The organism is uncultured Sphingomonas sp., assembly GCF_913778135.1.
Taxonomy (GTDB): Bacteria; Pseudomonadota; Alphaproteobacteria; order Sphingomonadales; family Sphingomonadaceae; genus Sphingomonas.
Genome location: NZ_CAJYVU010000149.1, coordinates 1 through 17,883, shown reverse-complemented (window position 1 = coordinate 17,883; position 17,883 = coordinate 1). Strand labels below are relative to the sequence as shown.

Here is a 17,883-nt window from a genome sequence, read left to right as displayed (position 1 = left end):
GCTGATCGGCAAGCGCGGCGCTTTGGCTTTTGCCGCGCGCCTGCTAACGCGCGCGGATCATGGCTACCCCGCTCTCGCACATTCGCAATTTCTCGATCATCGCGCACATCGATCACGGCAAATCCACGCTCGCCGACCGGCTGATCCAGGCCACCGGCGGCCTCTCCGATCGCGAGATGAGCGAGCAGGTGCTCGATAACATGGATATCGAGCGCGAGCGCGGAATCACCATCAAGGCGCAGACGGTGCGCCTCGCGTACAAGGCGAAGGACGGTGAGACCTACACGCTCAACCTGATGGACACGCCAGGCCACGTCGATTTCGCCTACGAAGTGTCGCGCAGCCTCGCGGCGTGCGAGGGTGCGCTGCTGGTGGTCGATGCAGCGCAGGGGGTCGAGGCGCAGACGCTCGCCAACGTCTACCAGTCGATCGAGCACGACCACGAGATCGTGCCTGTCATCAACAAGATCGATCTTCCCGCCGCCGAGCCTGAGAAGGTTCGTGCCGAGATCGAGGACGTGATTGGTCTCGACGCCTCGGAAGCGGTGTTGGCGAGCGCCAAGTCGGGCATCGGCATTGCCGACATCCTGGAGGCGGTCGTCACCAAGATCCCGGCGCCTAAGGGAGACGCGAGTGCACCGCTGAAGGCGATGCTGGTCGATTCTTGGTACGACCCGTATCTCGGCGTCGTGATCCTGATCCGCGTGATCGACGGCACGCTGAAGAAGGGGCAGCAGGTCACCTTCATGCAGGCGGGAACGCAGCATCTGGTCGACCGCGTCGGGTGCTTCCGCCCGAAGATCGAGCAGCTGACCGATTTGGGTCCGGGTGAGATCGGCTTCATCACCGCGCAGATCAAGGACGTGGCGCAGGCGCGCGTCGGCGACACGCTGACCGACGCCAAGAAGCCGACCGCCGAGCCGCTGGAGGGCTTCAAGGAAGTGCAGCCGGTAGTGTTCTGCGGGTTATTCCCGCTCGACGCCAACGATTTCGAAAAGCTGCGCGAATCGATCAGCAAGCTGCGGCTGAATGACGCATCGTTCAGCTTCGAGATGGAAACCTCGGCCGCGCTCGGCTTCGGCTTCCGTTGCGGCTTCCTGGGACTGCTTCACCTAGAGATCATCCAGGAGCGGCTCATGCGCGAGTACGACCTCGACCTCATCACGACCGCACCGAGCGTGGTGTACGAGATCGAGCTGACCCACGGCGCCGGCTCGATCGAGCTGCACAATCCTGCCGACATGCCCGATCCGAACAAGATCGCGACGATCAGCGAGCCGTGGATCGAGGCGACGATCTATGTGCCCGACGAATATCTCGGCAGCATCCTGAAGCTTTGTCAGGACCGCCGCGGTATTCAGAAGAACCTGACCTACGTCGGCGGGCGCGCACAGGCGACGTACGAACTACCGCTCAACGAGGTGGTGTTCGACTTCTACGATCGGCTGAAATCGCTTTCGAAAGGCTACGCAAGCTTCGATTATCACCAGATCGGCTACCGCGAGGGCGACCTCGTCAAGATGAGCATCCTCGTCAACGAGGAACCGGTCGATGCGCTCAGCATGATCGTTCACCGCGGCACCGCCGAGACGCGCGGCCGCGGGATGTGCGAGCGGCTAAAGGAGCTGATCCCGCGTCACCTGTTCAAGATCCCGATCCAGGCGGCGATTGGTGGCAAGGTGATCGCGCGCGAGACGATCAGCGCAATGCGCAAGGACGTGACCGCGAAATGCTACGGCGGCGACGCAACACGCAAGCGCAAGTTGTTGGACAAGCAAAAGAAAGGCAAGCTCAAGATGCGCGAATATGGCTCCGTGCAGATCCCGCAGGAGGCGTTCATCGCGGCATTGCGGATGGGCGACGAGGGCTGATTTAGCGGCGAGCCCCGGCCGTCAGGTTCGCAGCTTGCCGGCCGTGCTCTTCAACATCCACGCGCGCGCGGCATGCTGGACGCGTGGCAGGATAACCCATTGCAGGAGCGACGTCAGGACGAGCGACGAGACAGCGACCTGAAGCGGCGCCGGCAGGAATGGCAGCAGCTTGCGCGCCGCAGTGCTGACGACGAGCAGAACCGGGAGCACGGATAGCCAGGTCACGACGAAACGCTTCCACGGCGATGCACTAGCGTCATTTGGCAAGTCTATCTCGACCCGCCGCCCATTTTCTACCTGATCGAGCCCAGTCGCGAGCTGTTCGCCCTCCGCTAAGAGCGTCTTGAAAGCCTCACTCACGCGAAAGGTATCGAGCAGCGCGCGTGAGCCGAAGCGATAGACCAAGTGCTGGAGCGCGTTGGTCTGTCCCAGGCGAAGCGATCCGACAAAGCCCTCTGCCGCTTCTGCCGTCGCTGTCACGTCTTCCATCCAGTGACGCAATGCATCCGTTTTTCCGGGCTTCACTGCGCGGCTGAGTATCAGCGTCGCGGGTTCGGCATCGTCCATCATCTAGCCGCAACGTCCGTCATGGTGGCGTGTTGCGCCTCTTGAGCCTGACGAGACGCAGATAAGGCACAGCTAGCGTCACGGTATCTGGCGCGATACAGCGAAGCGCATGATCCGCCGGCTGATGATCTTGCTGCTCGCCACATTACTTGTGACACCTGCTGCGGCGCAGAATCGGGTTCCGATCGTGCTCGCCGCGGCCAGCATGCAGGAAGCGATGACCGATGCGGCGGATGCCTGGGCGCGCGCCGGCCACCCGCGCCCGGTGCTGGCCTTTGCTGCTTCTTCAGCGCTTGCGCGGCAGATCGAGGCCGGCGCCCCCGCAGATCTGTTCGTGTCGGCTGATGGCGAATGGATGGATGACTTGCAACGTCGCCATCGGCTGGCACCGGGCTCGCGTGCGGTGCTCGCGCGGGGACAGCTCGTTGTCGTGGCGCGAGCTGGAGGCCGTTCGCTCCGTGGTCTGCGGGGCGAGGCGCTCGCGCGCGTGCTGGCTGCCGGACCGCTGGCGATGGCCGATCCTGGCGCTGTGCCCGCCGGACGCTATGGACAACAGGCGCTGACCCATATGGGCGCGTGGGGGATCGTTCAGCCGCATGTTGTGAGAGCCGAGAACGTTCGCGCAGCACTAGCGCTGGTCGAGCGCGGAGCAGCACCCTTCGGCATCGTTTACGCGACCGACGCGCGCGCCTCTGCAAAGGTAGGGCTGGCTGGCGTGTTCCCTGCGAAGAGCCACGCGCCGATCATCTATCCAATTGCGCGGATCGCCCGGTCGAGGAACGTGGAAGGAGAGCAGTTTCGTCGCTTTCTGCTCGCCCCGGCTGGGCAGACCATTCTCGCCCGGCGCGGTTTCGCGGCGCGGTGAGTGAATTCAGCCTAGGTGAAGTCGGCGCGATCGTACGCCTGTCGTTGCTGATCGGCGGCACCGCGACGCTCGCATGCCTGCCATTCGCGTTCGTGTTCGCCTGGATTTTGGCGCGATGGCAGTTCCCAGGCAAGGTGCTGCTCGACGGCATCGTGCATCTGCCGCTCGTCGTGCCGCCCGTCGTAACGGGCTGGATGCTGCTGCTGGCGTTCGCGCCAGCTGGACCGATCGGTTCGGTGCTTGAGGATTGGTTCGGTGTCAGCGTGTTGTTCCGCTGGACCGGTGCGACGATCGCGGCGGCGGTCATGGCATTGCCGCTGATGGTGCGAGCGATGCGGCTCTCGATTGAGGGGGTCGATCGGCGGCTGGAACAGGCGGCACGAACGCTCGGCGCGTCACGGCGGCGCACCTATGCCACGATCACGCTGCCGCTCGCGCTTCCCGGCGTGATGGCTGGCGCCGTCCTCGGCTTCGCACGCTCGATCGGGGAGTTTGGTGCAACGGTTACCTTTGTCAGTAACGTCCCCGGCGAGACGCAGACCCTCCCGCTCGCCATCTACGCCGCGCTCCAGCAACCCGGAGGCGAGCAGCAGGTGTGGCGGTTGGCCGGCATCTCGGTCGCGCTGTCGCTCGGCGCGCTGATCGCGTCGGAAGCGTTAGTGCGACGCGCAGGCAGGGGGATGCATGTCCTTTGACGTCGACGTGACCGGCCGCGGCGGGCAAATCAGTGCACGCTTCGTCGTGCCGGGTGGCGTGACGGTGTTGTTCGCGCCATCGGGCGCCGGCAAGACAAGCGTGCTCGACATGATCGCCGGCCTGGTCAAACCCGACCGCGGCCACATCCGAGTAGGGAGCCGCACCTTGTTCGATGCGGATGCTAGGATCAACCTTGCTCCGGAAGAGCGCCGTGCCGGCTACGTTTTCCAGGACGCTCGGCTATTTCCGCACAAACGTGTTCGCGCGAACCTGCGCTATGGTGCAAGCGACGCCCGTCAACTTACGGAAATAACTAATCTTCTCGACATCGCTCATCTGTTAGATCGATGGCCTCGGAGTCTTTCAGGCGGCGAGGCGAAGCGGGTTGCGATCGGCCGCGCGCTGTTGAGCAAACCAGACTTCCTGCTGCTGGACGAGCCGCTTGCCTCGCTAGACGCGGTGCGGCGCAACGATGCAATGAACGCCGTGGCGATCGTTCGGCACGCCACCCGATTGCCTATCCTGCTCGTCACGCATGATCGCGACGAGGCCGAACGGCTGGGTGATCGTATCATCAGTCTTCTAGGCTAATCGCGTGTCCTTGCATCTGTGTGGTCGACACGAAGGCTACTCCGGCTGCCCGCAAACATGATAGGTCAGTGGGGTAAAAGTCTTCCACACCTCTACTAGGATTGTGGTTCAACCGCTTCCGAGGGGAGGCTAGGTCCGACAGTGGTGTTCGCAGGCGGCTGAGGCCCAATTGGCGCTGACGTGTCGTCCACCTGCGCCGTCACCGCAGCAGGCGCAGGCTCCGTTGCAGGTACGTCGACGGTCCGCACCAAAGGCGGAGGCTCCGGATCGTAATAGTTGCGCCAGGCATCATAGGCTGCGAAAAATTCCACGAACGGACGATCTAGCCGGAGCAGGGCCGCGCGGGCGAAGGTGGGCAGATCGTCATCTGCTACCTGCTGGACCTGTACAATCTCTTTGCGCGCCGCCGCGCAGAAGGCGGTTCTGATCGCAGGCTGCGCATAAAAGTTGTAGATGCGTGTCTGATTATCATCATAAACACGCTGCCAGTCCGACCATCCGGCTGCCTGCCATTCGCGTATGTAGGCTTGATAGTAGTGGTCAATGACTGCAGCGTGGGTTTGAAGCCACTCGTTATATGGTGCGAGCACACCTCCCCCCGCCTGATTACAACCGAGCGCGGCGACGTTCAAAGCGTTACGTAGATGCCAGACGGCCGCCTGATCGGTGTTGTCGAGATTGGGCGTGAAGTAGCGACCGTCGGCCCGCTTGGTCGAACTCTTCATCCCGATATAGCCACCAGCGGGCATGACCGGCGGCACCGCCGGCTGTGGGGGCAGCGTCGCAACTACCGGAGGCGGTTTGATCGACGCCTGTGGCGCGGTGCAGCCAGATAGCGCGTATGCTGCTCCGCAGAGGAGGCTGCCGGCGATGTTAATGCGTATTTTCATCGTCTACTCAGACAAACCCGGCGCCTGTTGTTGGGGCCCGAAGAACAAGTCACCACGAGTAACGCCATTGGTGCGCACAAGGTCCATCTATCCGACGGCTGCCACCTAGATGGGTAGGGGCGAGCAAAGCTGAGCTTGCGCCGCAGACGGAAAATCGCGCTGACGGATGCGGACTGCTGTGGCGCACCCGACATGAAGGCGATGGGCACTCAGATTGTTGGAAACTAACTATTCAGCGACCCGAGTGAGCGCTTATGCCGCTGCCGCTCGGGGCGAACTTAGACCTCAGCGCGCCCCGGCTGGACCGTCAATATCACGGTGAGCCTCGCTGTTGCAGGCCCGACTTCATAAATCGCGTCGTTCCGCCGCGGACAGGTAGGCAAGCTCGTTATGGCAAGGGGCGAGGCAATGCCCCGCCCCCGGATACATTTTACGCGACGCGGCGCACAATCTGGCTGATCCGGCCAGGAGTCAGGTCGTAAATCTCCGCCAGCTTACGCTGAGGCACGTGCTGTGCCGCCGCCTTGATTTCGAGGTCACGCAGACGACGTTCTGTCCTCTTATCGGTGGTGTCGGCGCGGGCGTTGATGACACCAACCTGCCGCTGGAGACCGGCGACCTTGCGTTCGAGTTCGCGGATGCGGTATTCGGCCGCGTCTTCCTTCTTGGTGGACATTTGAAGCTCCTTGATTGGAGTGGAGGGCGGTCGCTAGCCTTCCCTGAACAGTGGGCTGGCGACCGCTTCCATTGATGAAGGATCGGGGTCGGGCGAGCAAGTGAAAATTAAACATTCGCTAAACTCGCGCGCACGTGCCCCGAAGGTTGGCAACCCCATTGGAGCGGCTTAGCTGAAGCCCTATCTCTACGTCGCTCAAGGGAGGTGCGCATGCGCGTCGTCTACAACCAGTTGCCCATCTACCTTTCCAATGGTGCTACCGCAGGCGTGCTAGATGGCGAATACGAAGCGACCCCTAGCGACGGCCAGCAGCCGGGTTGGCATGCACTCCGCCGGGTCAAAGAGGACGGAACAGTCGATGACGTGATCGTGGCCAACGTCCACATCGTTGGCTTTTCCACGACCTGAGGGCGGGTTCAGTCCTTCGAGACTGCCGCCCATTGAAGTGTCGTTCTGCGTCAACGCGACGTCTCCGGAGCGCTTCCCCTTCACAAGCCGGCAAGAGCGGCACATGCCAGTGCCCGACGCTTTCTCGAACGGCTGATTTTGGCGCGCCCGGCTGGATTCGAACCAGCGGCCCCAAGCTTAGAAGGCTCGTGCTCTATCCAACTGAGCTACGGGCGCGCGCGGCACGTCGATTAGCGCGGATTGCGGGCGTGCGAAACTGCCGCTTATAAAACAGTCATGAGCCAGCCAGCGTTGCCGACACCAGACGTGCCACTCGCGATCGTGGAAGCCGATGCGCTGGCCGGCCGATCGCTGCGCTACTACGACTTCGTCATGGCCGCGTTCGTTGCGATACTGCTGCTGTCGAACGTTCTGGGTGCGGGGAAGGTCGCAGTGGTGACGCTCCCCGTCCTCGGTGCGTGGCCGTTCGGCGCAGGCATTCTGTTCTTCCCGATAAGCTACGTGATCGGCGACGTGCTGACGGAGGTTTACGGCTACGCACGTGCGCGCCGCGTAATCTGGGCCGGGTTCGTGGCGACGGTGTTCATGGCGTTCATGGCCTGGGTCGTGGTCGCGTTGCCGCCCGCACCCGATTGGACCAACCAGGCCGCGTACGAGACGGTGTTCGGGCAGGTGCCGCGAATTGTCTTCGCCAGCATGTGCGCGTTCTGGGCGGGCGAGTTCGTGAACTCGTACGTGCTCGCGCGCATGAAGGTGTGGAGCAACGGGCGACACCTCTGGATGCGGACGATCGGATCAACCGTCGCGGGGCAGGCGGTCGACAGCCTGATCTTCTATCCGCTGGCGTTTCTGGGCGCGATCGGATGGACCAGCCGGCTGGTCGTCACGGTTCTGTTCACACAATGGGCATTGAAGGTGGCGTGGGAGGTGCTGCTGACGCCCGTCACCTACGCGGTCGTCGGCGCGCTGAAGCGCGCCGAGGGCGTCGACGTGTTTGATCAGCGCACCGACTTCTCACCCTTCCGCGCACGCGTGTAGGGCTGTGCTCGACGCTGCTGCGCGTCAGGCCACGCGTTCGAGCAGTCCTTCGAACAGGCGACGACCGTCGGTGCCGCCATGCGCGGGTTCGATCCGGCGCTCCGGATGCGGCATCATGCCGAGCACGTTGCCACGCGCGTTGACGAGGCCCGCGATATCGCGTGCGCTGCCGTTGACCGGCTCGGCGTAGCGGAACGCGATCTGGCCATCGCCTTCCAGTCGGTCGAGCGTTTCGGCATCCGCGACGTAATTGCCGTCATGATGCGCGACGGGAACCCGTATCGTCTCCCCAGCTGAATAGCCGCTGGTGAACATCGAGCGCGTCTCGCCTGCCGTCAACGCCACGTCACGGCAGACGAAGTCGAGCCCGGCGTTGCGCATGAGCGCGCCCGGCAGCAATCCGGCTTCAGTCAGTACCTGAAAGCCGTTGCAGATGCCGAGCACCGGCAAGCCCTTGCCCGCCTGATCGATTACGTCGCGCATGATCGGAGATCGCGCCGCGATCGCGCCCGAGCGAAGGTAGTCGCCGTAGGAGAAGCCACCCGGCACCGCCACCAGCGCGATGTCATCGGGTAGGGTGGTGTCGCGGTGCCATACCATCACCGGTCTGGTGCCCGTCACCTGCTCCAGCGCGACGGCTATGTCGCGGTCGCAATTGGAGCCGGGAAAGACGACCACGGCGCTCTTCATGCGCGCTGAATCCGATAGTTCTCGATCACGGTATTGGCGAGCAGCTTGCGGCACATCGCGTCGAGGTCCGCATCACTGGTGGCTTCATCGACATCCAGTTCGATCAGCTTGCCGACGCGCGCGCCGTGAACTCCCTGGAAGCCTAAACCGGAGAGCGCGTGCTCGATGGCCTTGCCCTGCGGGTCCAGCACACCCGGTTTCAGCGTGACGTGAATGGTAAGCTTCATGGGCGTCGCCTATGCCGTGATGGTCGAGGAGGAGCAAGGTTTTCGCATGACCGGAAAGCCCGGCGCTGCTGCTACTTGCCGCGCTTCTTGCGGTGCGTTTCCATGTCGAGCACGGCGTTCTCGCTACCTTCGGGCAGCAGGCCAAGTCGGCGCGCAACCTCCTGATAAGCCTCGACCTCGCCGCCGAGATCGCGGCGGAAGCGATCCTTGTCGAGCTTTTCGTCGCTTTCCATGTCCCACAAGCGGCAGCAATCAGGGCTGATCTCGTCCGCCAGGATGATCCGGCTGTAGTCGTTATCCCAGATACGTCCGAACTCGAGCTTGAAGTCGACCAGTCGGATGCCGACGCCGGCGAACAGGCCACACAGGAAATCGTTCACGCGGATCGCCAGGTCGGCGATATCGTGCATCTCTTCCTGGCTGGCCCAGCCGAACGCCGCGATATGTTCGTCGGTGATCATCGGATCGCCGAGCTCGTCCGACTTGTACGCGTACTCGATGATCGTGCGGGGGAGCTGGACGCCTTCCTCAATCCCGAGCCGCTTGGAGAGCGAACCGGCCGCAACGTTGCGAACCATCACCTCGACCGGCACGATCTCAACCTGGCGTATGAGTTGTTCGCGCATGTTGAGACGGCGTATGAAGTGCGTCGGCACGCCGATATGGCCAAGCAGCGTGTAGATGTGCTCGCTGATGCGGTTGTTGAGCACGCCCTTGCAGTTGATCGTGCCCTTCTTCTGCGCGTTGAAGGCGGTGGCGTCGTCCTTGAAATATTGGATCAGCGTGCCTGGTTCAGGACCCTCGTACAGGATCTTGGCCTTGCCTTCGTAGATCTGCCGCCTGCGCGCCATCGATCGCCCTTTCGCGAAATAAGGACGCCCCGGGAGCGCGGACCTGCTGTCGCGCGACCGGGGCGATGATGCGCGGCGCTATAGGCGAAACCCGGGCTTGCGAAAAGGGCTTGTGCTGCGGCGCGGCGATCAGCGCGCCGTGTCGAGCTGTCGGTCGGGGACGCCGAGTTGTTCGAGCAGCAGGCGTCTGGTCTGCCGCCAAGCCGCAGTCTCCGGCGTGACGAGTTCGACATGCCCGGTGTTCGGCACGGTGTGGAGCGTCACGCGGTCGCCTGCCGAGCGGGCCTGCGCGACATAATCGGTGGCGAGCCGAAAAGGGATGATCCTGTCCTCACGCCCGTTCACCAGATCTTGCGCGATGCCGATTGGCAGCAGACGAGGCACCGACGTGTCCGCGTAAGGGTCGGCGCGACCGGTGCCGACGAGCTTCGTCACGACGGCGGTTCCGCACCCGTTGTCGGGACTTTTCGCGGTCGCCTCCAGGTCAGGCAGCCCGCCTAGGCTGGTAACGTGTGCGATCGGCAACGGATAGGCGCTCCACAATGGGCTATCGTTCGGCAGCCGCCCACGTGCCGCGAGCCACAGCGCGAGGTGACCACCCGCGGAGTGTCCGACCGCGACGATCCGCTTCGTGTCGAGATGAAACTTGGCAGCCGACACAAGGAGTTGATCCGCGGCTATGGCAGCATCACTGAACGTACCCGGATAGCCGCCACCCGCACGATCAACGCCGCGATAGTCGATGTTCCACACCGCGACGCCCGAGCGCCGCAGATCATCTGCGACCCAGTTCATCAGCGTGCGATCGGCGATCGCGGTGGTCCAGCAGCCGCCATGGACCATCAGCACCGTCGGAAACGGGCCTTTTCCGCGCGGCAGCCAGACGTCGACCTTCTGCATCTGATCATCGCCGTAGCTGACAGTCGCATCGGGAGAGGGCCGCGGTCGCTTCGTCAGGTCATCCCACGTTAGCGGCTTGAACGCGGTGGGGGCCGCCTGGGTCTGGTCCGGCATGGTCAGCGCGCTTCCCGTGATGGCGCAGGCGAGGGTGACAGCGAGAAGGCGAAGCGGCATCATGCGGTCAATCTCCCACGCAGCGGCGCGGGCGTCACGCGTGCGATCGCGTGAAGGACGTGGCGCAATAGTCCGACCTCGTCGTGGCGGATATTATGGCCGCCCGGCATGCCGACGATTCGCGCGCCCGGCACTCGCAGGTGCGGGCACAGGCTGTCATCCTCTTCCACACCGTAGATGCAGGTGAGCGGCGCCCAAGTAAGCGTTTGTGCGGTCTCTGTCCCGAAGGCGTCAGGTGTGCCGTGATATTCGATGCTGCTCGGATCGGCGCGGAAGAACACGGTCTCGCCAGGCAGGATCAGGATGATTGCCGCGACGCGCGCGCGAAGGTCGGATGGTAGATTGGCCAGCCCGGTCTGAACGATGTCGGCGCCATACGATTGGCCGATCACGACGATCCTTTTGGCGCCGGTGCGGTTCAGTGCGGTACGGACACCGTCGGCGACGATCGTGTCGATCTCGGCACGTGTGCGGCGATGGCGGAACAGTGCTGGGGTGACCACCGCCATCGTCGTGACGCTGTGCTCGGTTAGCCCCCGCATGGTCGACGCGCCGAGAAGGAATCGAACGCCCATGTCACCAGAAAAATTGACCGCAGCGATCGGCAGTGCGCGCCCCTTAGCCGTATATAGCTCGTACGGATCGCGGCTGAAGTATCCGGCGAGGCCCACCAATCCGCAGACAATGGCGGAGATCACGGCGGTCACGATGACACCGCGACGAAGGCGGCGGGTGGAAGAAGGCGTCACGGCATTTCTCAAGACAGGAGAGCAGGGGCTATAACCCGGACAAGGCCGCAAGCCCATGCAGTGCTGCCTCTTAACGGCGAGCAACAGGACTGATAGGTACGGCCAAGACGATGCCGACCAAGATCACCGACCTTCCAGACAATCCGCCCGTCGGTGTGCTCGATGCGCCGTTCGACAGTGCGCTATCCGAGCGTTACCTCGTATACGCACTTTCGACGATCACGGCGCGGTCGCTGCCCGACGTGCGCGATGGTCTGAAGCCCGTACACCGGCGGTTGTTGTGGGCAATGAGGCTGTTACGGCTCGATCCTGCGGCCGGATACAAAAAGTGCGCGCGTGTCGTTGGCGACGTGATTGGCAAGTATCACCCGCACGGCGACCAATCGGTCTATGACGCGATGGTGCGGTTGGCGCAGGATTTCGCACTGCGCTACCCCCTGGTCGACGGGCAGGGCAATTTCGGCAATATCGACGGCGATAATGCCGCCGCCTATCGCTACACCGAGGCACGGCTGACGCAGGTCGCGATCGACCTGATGGATGGGCTCGACGAGGATGCAGTCGAGTTCCGTCCCACCTACAATGGCGAAGAACAGGAGCCGGAGCTGTTCCCGGGCGCGTTCCCCAATCTGCTCGCCAATGGCGCGGCAGGGATCGCGGTCGGCATGGCAACCGCGATTCCGCCGCATAACGCGGCCGAACTGCTCGACGCGGCGGTGATGCTGGTCGACACGCCAGAGGCGAGCGATGCGGACGTGCTCGCACTGGTCAAGGGGCCGGATTTCCCGACCGGCGGACTTGTGGTCGACCCGCAGGCGGCGATCACGGAGGCTTATGTCACGGGCCGCGGTGCCTTCCGCGTGCGCGCCCGCTGGAGCGTGGAGCGGGAAAAGGGCGGCACCTGGCAAATCGTCGTCACGGAAATTCCCTACGGCGTGCAGAAAGGCAAGCTGATCGAGCAGATTGCCAGCCTGATCAACGACAAGAAGCTGCCGATCCTCGCGGACGTGCGTGATGAGAGCGACGCCGAGGTGCGTCTGGTGCTGGAACCGCGTAGCCGCACGGTCGATGCACAGGTGCTGATGGACGGGCTGTTCCGCCTGTCCGATCTCGAAACGCGTGTGCCACTCAATCTGAACGTGCTCGACAAGGATCGTACGCCGCGCGTCATGTCGCTGCGGGCTGCGCTCGCCGCCTGGGTCGAGCATCAGTTCGTCGTTCTGCGACGTCGGACCGAGCACCAGCTGGGCAAGATCGCCGACCGAGTCGAGCTGGTCGGTGGCTACATCATCGCGTTCCTGAACCTCGATCGCGTGATTGAGATCATCCGCACTGAGGACGAGCCGAAGGCGGTGATGATCGCGGAGTTCGCGCTGACCGATCGTCAGGCCGAGGCGATCCTCAACATGCGCTTGCGCAGCCTGCGTCGGCTCGAAGAGATGGAGCTCAAGCGTGAGCAGGCAATCCTTGAGAAGGAACAGGCCGACCTGACACTGCTGCTCGGCAGCGAGGCGCGGCAGCGTACGCGGTTGAAGCGCGACTTCGGGCGCGTTCGCGCGCGCTACGGCCCGGACACGCCGCTGGGGCGTCGCCGCACAGCGATCGAGGAAGCGGCACCGACGCGCGACATTCCGTTGGAAGCGATGATCGAGCGCGAGCCGATCACGGTGATCCTGTCGGAGCGTGGTTGGATCCGTGCGATGAAGGGCCACGTGGACCTTTCCGCGCCTGAGACGATGAAGTTCAAGGAAGGCGACGGACCCGCCTTCGCCTTTCACGCGCAGACCACCGACAAGCTGCTGCTCGCCGCGGCGAACGGACGCTTCTACACGCTTGCCGCCGATAGATTGCCGGGCGGTCGCGGGTTCGGTGAGCCGGTGCGCGCGAGCATCGACCTAGACGGCAGCGTCGGCATTATCGCCTTGTTCCCGGCGCGCGGCGCGGAACGCCTGTTGCTGGCGGCAACCGATGGGCGCGGGTTCGTCGTCAGCACTGCGGATACGATTGCGGAAACCCGCAAGGGAAAGAACGTCATGACCCCGCGCGCGGGCGCTCGGCTATCGGTCGTGCGCGCGGTGGCGGCGGACGACGATTATGTCGCGGTGATCGGCGACAATAGAAAGCTGCTGGTTTTCCCGCTTGCCGAACTGCCGGCGATGGCGCGGGGGCAGGGCGTTCAGCTGCAGCGTTACCGCGAGGGCGGTCTGGCCGATGCCAAGACCTTCGTGTTCGCGCAGGGGCTTAGCTGGACGATGCGCGGCGAGGCCAGGCGCACGCGGACCGAAGTTGATCTTAATGCGTGGCGCACGGCGCGTGGGGCGGCGGGTCGCATGCCGCCGAACGGTTTTCCGCGCGACAATCGTTTCTGACGAGCCAGGCTTTTACGGGCAGCAGGATCGCTCTCTGACCTGTAGGTAAGTCGGTCTTAATCGTTGTCCTATACGAACATCGGTGATGGTCCGCGGTCTGTCATCTGTTGCGCGAAGCGGGGTGCTCCACCTCACGCCTCCAGGCCTATCGCCTGCGGAAGGCGCGCTGGAACTCGTCCCCATGCCATTGCTGATGGCGTCGCTGCGCGGAACACAGGTCGTGCACGAATCGGCGAACAAAGCATTTGTTCGGGCTCAGATCGGCGCGCGCAGCAGCCTGGACCCGATCATCCGCGAGTTTCTGCTGAGCATGGCAGGCAAGGCGGAGCACGAGTGGCAGTCGGGAGGCGAGGTCGAGCGGCGACACTTCCGGGTTTGCCTGTCGCGTGTAACGTTGCGCAACGAGCCGGTTTGCATCGTCTCGCTGGTGGATCAGACGGCGGAGGTTCGCACCGAAGAGACGCTGCGGCGTGAGATGACGACCGACTCGCTGACGGGTCTGCCTAATCGCAGCGGCTTTACCGACGCGCTAGACGGCACGATCGCGAGCCACGCTGCGCGCTGGGCGGTACTGATGGTCGATCTGGAGCGGTTCAGTCGCATCAACGCGTGCCTGGGCAGCATGGCAGGCGATGAGCTGCTGATCACCGTCGCGCGCCGGATCAAGGGTGCGTTGCGCACGCGCGACGTGCTGGCTCGTACCGGCGGCGACGAATTCGGCATCCTGCTCGCGATCGACGAGCGCGACGACGAGGCGCAGCATGTCGCCAAGCGCTTGCAGGCGGCGCTCGCCACGCCGTTCCGGCTGAGCGAGTATGAGATACGCGTGACATCCGCGATCGGTATCGCATTTGGCGACACGCAGGTGCGCGACCCCGAGGATGTGATCCGCCACGCACAGGTGGCGATGAAGAAATCGAAGTCGAGCAAGAAAGCCGAGGCGTATCAGACTCGCGCGCTCGATTCGGCCCGCGCCGAATTCGCGATGGAAACGGCGCTCCGGCGCGCGATCGACAATGGCGAACTGACGCTGCGTTACCAGCCGATCTGTAACCTCGCGACCGGTCGGGTGGAGAGTTTCGAAGCGTTGGCGCGGTGGACCGACGAATATGGCGTGCAGCACCAGCCGTCCGACTTCATCCGCGTTGCGGAAGAATCGGGGCTGATCGTGCCGCTTGGTCGCTGGGCGATCGATGCGGCACTGGCGACGCTCGCCGGATGGGACCGCCGCGGTGACGCGAGCCTGAACGTCAAGGTCGGCGTCAACGTGTCGCCGATCCAGCTTCAGCGCGATTCGGTGCCCGACGTGGTCGAACACGCGCTCGCGGCCTCCGGAATGTCGGGCGACCGGTTGAAGCTGGAATTGACCGAGAGCGCGCTCATCGCCGAACCCGCGCGGATGGCGCGGATGCTGACCGCGCTGAAATCGTTCGGCCTGACGATCGCGATGGACGATTTCGGCACCGGTTTTTCGAACCTGGCCTCGTTACAGAAATTGCCGATCGACGTGCTGAAGATCGACCGCAGCTTCATCACCGGGATGTTGGCGGATCGTGACAAGATCGCGATCGTCCGCGCGATCCTCAGCCTGTCGCAGGCGCTCAGCATGACAACCGTGGCCGAGGGGATCGAGACGCACGACGTCGCGCAGACTCTTGCCGCGCTCGGGTGCCAGTCGGGTCAGGGTTATGCCTTTGCGCATCCGCTGGAGGCTGATGACGCTTACGCGTTCCTGCTAATGCGCAACGGCTAGCGCTGGTCGACGAGCGCCGTCGCGACCTCCTCGTCGACGATCGATGCCGTTCGCGTGGGGTCCGGAAAACCTTCCGCGATCCAGCGCGCCTCGATCCGCTTCAGTGTCCGCGCGACCAGCGGTCCCTTGCTCAAGCCTCGTGCTACCAGTTCACCTCCGCTGACGGGCAGCGCGGGCGCGGTCCATCCAAGGAGCGCCGTCACATCGTCGTCGGCGAGCAGCAGACGATCGAGTGCGCTTTGCACGCCGTGGCGGTAGGCGAGGCCGTGCGGTCCCTCGTTCCCTGCGCCAGCATTCGCGAGCACCAGCCGCTTGCGATCGTTGTTGCTCAGCTTCAATCGCGCACCGACGCCCTCGGCTGCGTCAGCGGGCAACAACGCCGCCAAGCGGCGGATCGCGTCGGGCGCGACACCGCTCGCGCGCTCGCGATCAGCGAGCTCTGCAAGCCGGCGCACACCTGCGGCGTCGACCTCGGGTAGGATGGGGCGAAAGATCCCGCGTTCCTGCATCAGTTCAATGACCGGAACGGCCGAACGCGCAACCAGCAGCTTGACCAGTTCTGCCGCGACACGCTCTCGGCTCAGCGCCATGAGGTCGTTGGCACGCGCGACACAGGCGTTCAGGTCGTCCTCGGTGATCTGGTCACCAAAACGAGCGTGGAAGCGGAAGAAGCGCAGGATGCGAAGATGATCCTCCGCGATGCGACGGTACGGATCGCCGATGAAGCGGACCCGGCGTTCTGCCAGATCGGCAAGACCACCGAACCAGTCGTACACCCTGCCGCCCAGCGGGTCGGCGTAGAGCGCGTTGATCGTGAAGTCTCGCCTCGCCGCATCTTCCTGCCAGTCATTGGTATAGGCGACTACCGCGTGCCGGCCGTCGGTAGACACGTCACGACGCAGAGTCGTCACCTCCACAACCGTATCGGACGATACCGCGGTCACCGTGCCATGCGCGATCCCGGTCGGGATCGCCTTTATCTTCGCGGCCCCAAGTCGGCGCACCACTTCGTCAGGGGCGTGTATGGTCGCCAGATCGAGATCATGCACATCAAGGCCGAGCAGCGTGTCGCGCACGGCACCACCGACGAAGCGTGCCTCGCCAAACTCGGCACCCAAAACCGAAGCTAGCCGGTCGAGCCCCGGACGCTCACGCCATGGGGCATGTGGCAGAACCAATCCCGTCACCCCGTCCATCGCAGCCGCTGCATCAGATTGACGATCATCCCCGCGGTCGCACCCCAGATCCGCCGATCCTTCCACGTCATCTCCCAATAGGTTCGCTGCTCCCCCTGCCACTCGACCGTTCGCTGCCGATGGTTCGATGGGTCGAGCAGGAAACTCAACGGCACCTCGAACACGCTCGCGACTTCGCCTTCGTTCGGGTGCAGCGGCAGGTCCGGCGCGACGACGCCCACTACCGGGGTGATCGAATAACCGGTGCCGGTGCGATAGAGATCGGTCGGGCCGATCACCGAGACTGCCGATCGCGGTAGTGCGACCTCTTCTTCCGACTCGCGCAGTGCCGCAGCGATTGCATCTTCGCCGGGATCGAGGCGGCCACCGGGAAAAGCGACCTGACCGGCGTGCTTGCGCAGCGTTTCGGTGCGCTGGGTCAGGATCACGCCCGGCTGCGCACGATCGGTAACGGCGATCAGCACCGCCGCGGACGTCAGCATGTCGTCTGCTGGCAGATCGTCGCGATCTCCCGACAGCAGCTCGACCGTGTGCGGTGATACGAGCGCCTCCGCCAGCCGAATGGCCAGCGAAGGAAAGGCAGGGGTGCTGCTCACCTTATTGTTCAGCGGGCGCGATCGGGAAGAACGCGCCGTTGCTCCGTACGCCCAGCGGTTCGCCGTCTTCGGCAAGCGCGAGTTCCGCGAGTTCATAGTAGATTGCGCGCGAGATCAGCGCCTCCAGCCGGCCGCGAACGTGAATGTAGGGATGAGGTCCATCTGGACGATCTTCAAACCGCAACGGGTGTTCGGTAGAGGCAGCGACCACATCGCCGGTGTTGAGGCGGAAGGCGAGCACCTGGGCGTCACCCACGCCCTCGACCTTCATTTCCACCGCGACGAACGGCGCATCCTCGACCTCGATGTCGAGCTTTTCGACCGGTGTCACGAGCACGTAGCCGCCATCGGGCTCGCGTCGCAGGATGCGGCTGAACGCGCGCACCATTGCCGCGCGCCCGATCGGCGAGCCCTGATGAAACCAGCTGCCATCGCGCGCGATGCGCATCTCACTGTTGCCGCAATGGCCCGGGTTCCAGCGCTCGACCGGCGGCAGACGGTCGCTGTCCGCAAGTCGCGCGATGTCGGCAACGGTTAGCGTATCGAAGTCGGGCGGCGGGGCCATCGGCATGGCCAATCAGGTAAGGGCACGCTGCCGGATGGTAAAGGTACGCGTCCGATCAGGCGTTACTCGACACCCGCGGCATGATCGTTCCACTTACGTCGGGTACGCTCAACCCCCGTGCGAGCAGCCGGTGGCGCTCCACAGGTCCGGGCAGGCGCCATGCTGCGGTGCGCTCCGCCGAAAAGCCGAAGAAACGTGCGTAATATTCCGG

At 64.0% G+C, this 17,883-nt stretch carries 19 protein-coding genes, 1 tRNA gene and 1 pseudogene; 8 read left to right on the top strand and 13 right to left on the bottom strand.

Annotation, left to right across the window (positions count from 1 at the left end; all coding sequences use genetic code 11):
* Positions 1-59: 59 nt before the first annotated feature.
* Positions 60-1,871 (top strand): translation elongation factor 4, encoded by a 1,812-nt coding sequence (gene lepA / locus QZ847_RS13780; protein ID WP_294190132.1) that lies wholly within the window; start codon positions 60-62, stop codon positions 1,869-1,871.
* Between the two features lie 21 nt (positions 1,872-1,892).
* Here lepA and QZ847_RS13775 read toward each other — a convergent pair whose 3' ends face one another.
* The gene (locus QZ847_RS13775) at positions 1,893-2,441 is read right to left on the bottom strand and encodes a hypothetical protein (protein ID WP_294357377.1); all 549 of its coding nucleotides are present in this window, start codon (positions 2,439-2,441) and stop codon (positions 1,893-1,895) included.
* Between the two features lie 106 nt (positions 2,442-2,547).
* On the opposite strand from QZ847_RS13775, the gene modA reads away from it, so the two are divergent.
* Genes modA through QZ847_RS13760 form a run of 3 tightly spaced genes read left to right on the top strand, consistent with a single transcriptional unit; the run spans position 2,548 to position 4,590 of the window.
* The gene (modA, locus tag QZ847_RS13770) at positions 2,548-3,303 is read left to right on the top strand and encodes a molybdate ABC transporter substrate-binding protein (RefSeq protein WP_294357375.1); all 756 of its coding nucleotides are present in this window, start codon (positions 2,548-2,550) and stop codon (positions 3,301-3,303) included.
* A complete protein-coding gene (gene modB, locus QZ847_RS13765) occupies positions 3,300-3,998 on the top strand; it encodes a molybdate ABC transporter permease subunit (protein ID WP_294357373.1) in 699 nt (232 codons plus the stop codon). Before modA ends, modB begins: the two co-directional genes overlap by 4 nt.
* Positions 3,988-4,590 carry an ATP-binding cassette domain-containing protein gene (locus QZ847_RS13760; protein WP_294357372.1) on the top strand — a complete coding sequence of 201 codons (603 nt, stop codon included), beginning with the start codon at positions 3,988-3,990 and terminating at the stop codon, positions 4,588-4,590. Before modB ends, QZ847_RS13760 begins: the two co-directional genes overlap by 11 nt.
* Before the next feature lie 95 nt (positions 4,591-4,685).
* Here the strand turns inward: QZ847_RS13760 and QZ847_RS13755 are convergent, their stop codons facing one another.
* Both QZ847_RS13755 and QZ847_RS13750 read right to left on the bottom strand, forming a co-directional pair.
* The gene (locus QZ847_RS13755; RefSeq protein WP_294357371.1) at positions 4,686-5,480 is read right to left on the bottom strand and encodes a hypothetical protein; all 795 of its coding nucleotides are present in this window, start codon (positions 5,478-5,480) and stop codon (positions 4,686-4,688) included.
* A 430-nt stretch (positions 5,481-5,910) separates the two neighbouring features.
* Positions 5,911-6,156 carry a hypothetical protein gene (locus QZ847_RS13750; protein ID WP_294357369.1) on the bottom strand — a complete coding sequence of 82 codons (246 nt, stop codon included), beginning with the start codon at positions 6,154-6,156 and terminating at the stop codon, positions 5,911-5,913.
* Positions 6,157-6,366: 210 nt separating this feature from the next.
* Here QZ847_RS13750 and QZ847_RS13745 point away from each other — a divergent pair, with 210 nt between their 5' ends.
* Positions 6,367-6,564: a hypothetical protein gene (locus QZ847_RS13745; RefSeq protein ID WP_294357367.1), complete on the top strand. Its 198-nt coding sequence runs from the start codon at positions 6,367-6,369 to the stop codon at positions 6,562-6,564.
* 139 nt (positions 6,565-6,703) lie between these two features.
* Here QZ847_RS13745 and QZ847_RS13740 read toward each other — a convergent pair.
* Positions 6,704-6,780, bottom strand: a tRNA-Arg gene (locus QZ847_RS13740).
* 60 nt (positions 6,781-6,840) lie between these two features.
* Here QZ847_RS13740 and QZ847_RS13735 point away from each other — a divergent pair.
* Positions 6,841-7,602 (top strand): queuosine precursor transporter, encoded by a 762-nt coding sequence (locus QZ847_RS13735; RefSeq protein ID WP_294357365.1) that lies wholly within the window; start codon positions 6,841-6,843, stop codon positions 7,600-7,602.
* 24 nt (positions 7,603-7,626) lie between these two features.
* Here the strand turns inward: QZ847_RS13735 and purQ are convergent, their stop codons facing one another.
* From purQ to QZ847_RS13710, 5 genes are all read right to left on the bottom strand, one after another.
* Positions 7,627-8,292, bottom strand: coding sequence for a phosphoribosylformylglycinamidine synthase subunit PurQ (gene purQ / locus QZ847_RS13730; protein WP_294357364.1), 666 nt, complete (start codon positions 8,290-8,292; stop codon positions 7,627-7,629).
* Positions 8,289-8,519 carry a phosphoribosylformylglycinamidine synthase subunit PurS gene (purS, locus tag QZ847_RS13725; RefSeq protein ID WP_294357362.1) on the bottom strand — a complete coding sequence of 77 codons (231 nt, stop codon included), beginning with the start codon at positions 8,517-8,519 and terminating at the stop codon, positions 8,289-8,291. The genes purQ and purS overlap by 4 nt, the downstream gene beginning before the upstream one ends.
* Positions 8,520-8,590: 71 nt before the next feature.
* Positions 8,591-9,370, bottom strand: coding sequence for a phosphoribosylaminoimidazolesuccinocarboxamide synthase (gene purC, locus QZ847_RS13720; protein ID WP_294357361.1), 780 nt, complete (start codon positions 9,368-9,370; stop codon positions 8,591-8,593).
* A 129-nt stretch (positions 9,371-9,499) separates the two neighbouring features.
* Positions 9,500-10,384: an alpha/beta hydrolase gene (locus QZ847_RS13715; RefSeq protein WP_294357359.1), complete on the bottom strand. Its 885-nt coding sequence runs from the start codon at positions 10,382-10,384 to the stop codon at positions 9,500-9,502.
* A gap of 59 nt (positions 10,385-10,443) precedes the next feature.
* Positions 10,444-11,277 carry an AcvB/VirJ family lysyl-phosphatidylglycerol hydrolase gene (locus QZ847_RS13710; RefSeq protein WP_294357358.1) on the bottom strand — a complete coding sequence of 278 codons (834 nt, stop codon included), beginning with the start codon at positions 11,275-11,277 and terminating at the stop codon, positions 10,444-10,446.
* A gap of 26 nt (positions 11,278-11,303) precedes the next feature.
* Here QZ847_RS13710 and parC point away from each other — a divergent pair, with 26 nt between their 5' ends.
* Complete coding sequence (parC, locus tag QZ847_RS13705) at positions 11,304-13,562, top strand: DNA topoisomerase IV subunit A (RefSeq protein ID WP_294357356.1); 2,259 nt, start codon at positions 11,304-11,306, stop codon at positions 13,560-13,562.
* Between the two features lie 181 nt (positions 13,563-13,743).
* Complete coding sequence (locus tag QZ847_RS13700; protein ID WP_294357355.1) at positions 13,744-15,315, top strand: bifunctional diguanylate cyclase/phosphodiesterase; 1,572 nt, start codon at positions 13,744-13,746, stop codon at positions 15,313-15,315.
* Here the strand turns inward: QZ847_RS13700 and QZ847_RS13695 are convergent.
* The 4 genes and pseudogenes from QZ847_RS13695 to QZ847_RS13680 all read right to left on the bottom strand — a co-directional run.
* A complete protein-coding gene (locus tag QZ847_RS13695) occupies positions 15,312-16,511 on the bottom strand; it encodes a CCA tRNA nucleotidyltransferase (protein ID WP_294357353.1) in 1,200 nt (399 codons plus the stop codon). The genes QZ847_RS13700 and QZ847_RS13695 overlap by 4 nt on opposite strands.
* Positions 16,499-17,032, bottom strand: coding sequence for a CoA pyrophosphatase (locus tag QZ847_RS13690; RefSeq protein WP_294357379.1), 534 nt, complete (start codon positions 17,030-17,032; stop codon positions 16,499-16,501). The genes QZ847_RS13695 and QZ847_RS13690 overlap by 13 nt, the downstream gene beginning before the upstream one ends.
* A gap of 76 nt (positions 17,033-17,108) precedes the next feature.
* Positions 17,109-17,678, bottom strand: a complete 570-nt coding sequence (locus QZ847_RS13685) for a DUF1285 domain-containing protein (protein ID WP_294357351.1) — start codon at positions 17,676-17,678, stop codon at positions 17,109-17,111.
* A gap of 49 nt (positions 17,679-17,727) precedes the next feature.
* Positions 17,728-17,883 (bottom strand): annotated as a pseudogene (locus QZ847_RS13680) (GNAT family N-acetyltransferase); the annotation flags it as partial.

Excerpts from the sequence above, each read along its gene's own strand:
- purS (WP_294357362.1), bottom strand. The coding sequence starts at position 8,519 with ATGAAGCTTACCATTCACGTCACGCTGAAACCGGGTGTGCTGGACCCG.
- QZ847_RS13775 (WP_294357377.1), bottom strand. The coding sequence starts at position 2,441 with ATGATGGACGATGCCGAACCCGCGACGCTGATACTCAGCCGCGCAGTG.
- purC (WP_294357361.1), bottom strand. The coding sequence starts at position 9,370 with ATGGCGCGCAGGCGGCAGATCTACGAAGGCAAGGCCAAGATCCTGTAC.
- modA (WP_294357375.1), top strand. The coding sequence starts at position 2,548 with ATGATCCGCCGGCTGATGATCTTGCTGCTCGCCACATTACTTGTGACA.
- QZ847_RS13745 (WP_294357367.1), top strand. The coding sequence starts at position 6,367 with ATGCGCGTCGTCTACAACCAGTTGCCCATCTACCTTTCCAATGGTGCT.
- QZ847_RS13735 (WP_294357365.1), top strand. The coding sequence starts at position 6,841 with ATGAGCCAGCCAGCGTTGCCGACACCAGACGTGCCACTCGCGATCGTG.
- QZ847_RS13760 (WP_294357372.1), top strand. The coding sequence starts at position 3,988 with ATGTCCTTTGACGTCGACGTGACCGGCCGCGGCGGGCAAATCAGTGCA.
- QZ847_RS13700 (WP_294357355.1), top strand. The coding sequence starts at position 13,744 with ATGCCATTGCTGATGGCGTCGCTGCGCGGAACACAGGTCGTGCACGAA.
- QZ847_RS13685 (WP_294357351.1), bottom strand. The coding sequence starts at position 17,678 with ATGCCGATGGCCCCGCCGCCCGACTTCGATACGCTAACCGTTGCCGAC.
- parC (WP_294357356.1), top strand. The coding sequence starts at position 11,304 with ATGCCGACCAAGATCACCGACCTTCCAGACAATCCGCCCGTCGGTGTG.
- purQ (WP_294357364.1), bottom strand. The coding sequence starts at position 8,292 with ATGAAGAGCGCCGTGGTCGTCTTTCCCGGCTCCAATTGCGACCGCGAC.
- lepA (WP_294190132.1), top strand. The coding sequence starts at position 60 with ATGGCTACCCCGCTCTCGCACATTCGCAATTTCTCGATCATCGCGCAC.
- QZ847_RS13750 (WP_294357369.1), bottom strand. The coding sequence starts at position 6,156 with ATGTCCACCAAGAAGGAAGACGCGGCCGAATACCGCATCCGCGAACTC.
- QZ847_RS13715 (WP_294357359.1), bottom strand. The coding sequence starts at position 10,384 with ATGCCGGACCAGACCCAGGCGGCCCCCACCGCGTTCAAGCCGCTAACG.
- QZ847_RS13695 (WP_294357353.1), bottom strand. The coding sequence starts at position 16,511 with ATGGACGGGGTGACGGGATTGGTTCTGCCACATGCCCCATGGCGTGAG.
- QZ847_RS13755 (WP_294357371.1), bottom strand. The coding sequence starts at position 5,480 with ATGAAAATACGCATTAACATCGCCGGCAGCCTCCTCTGCGGAGCAGCA.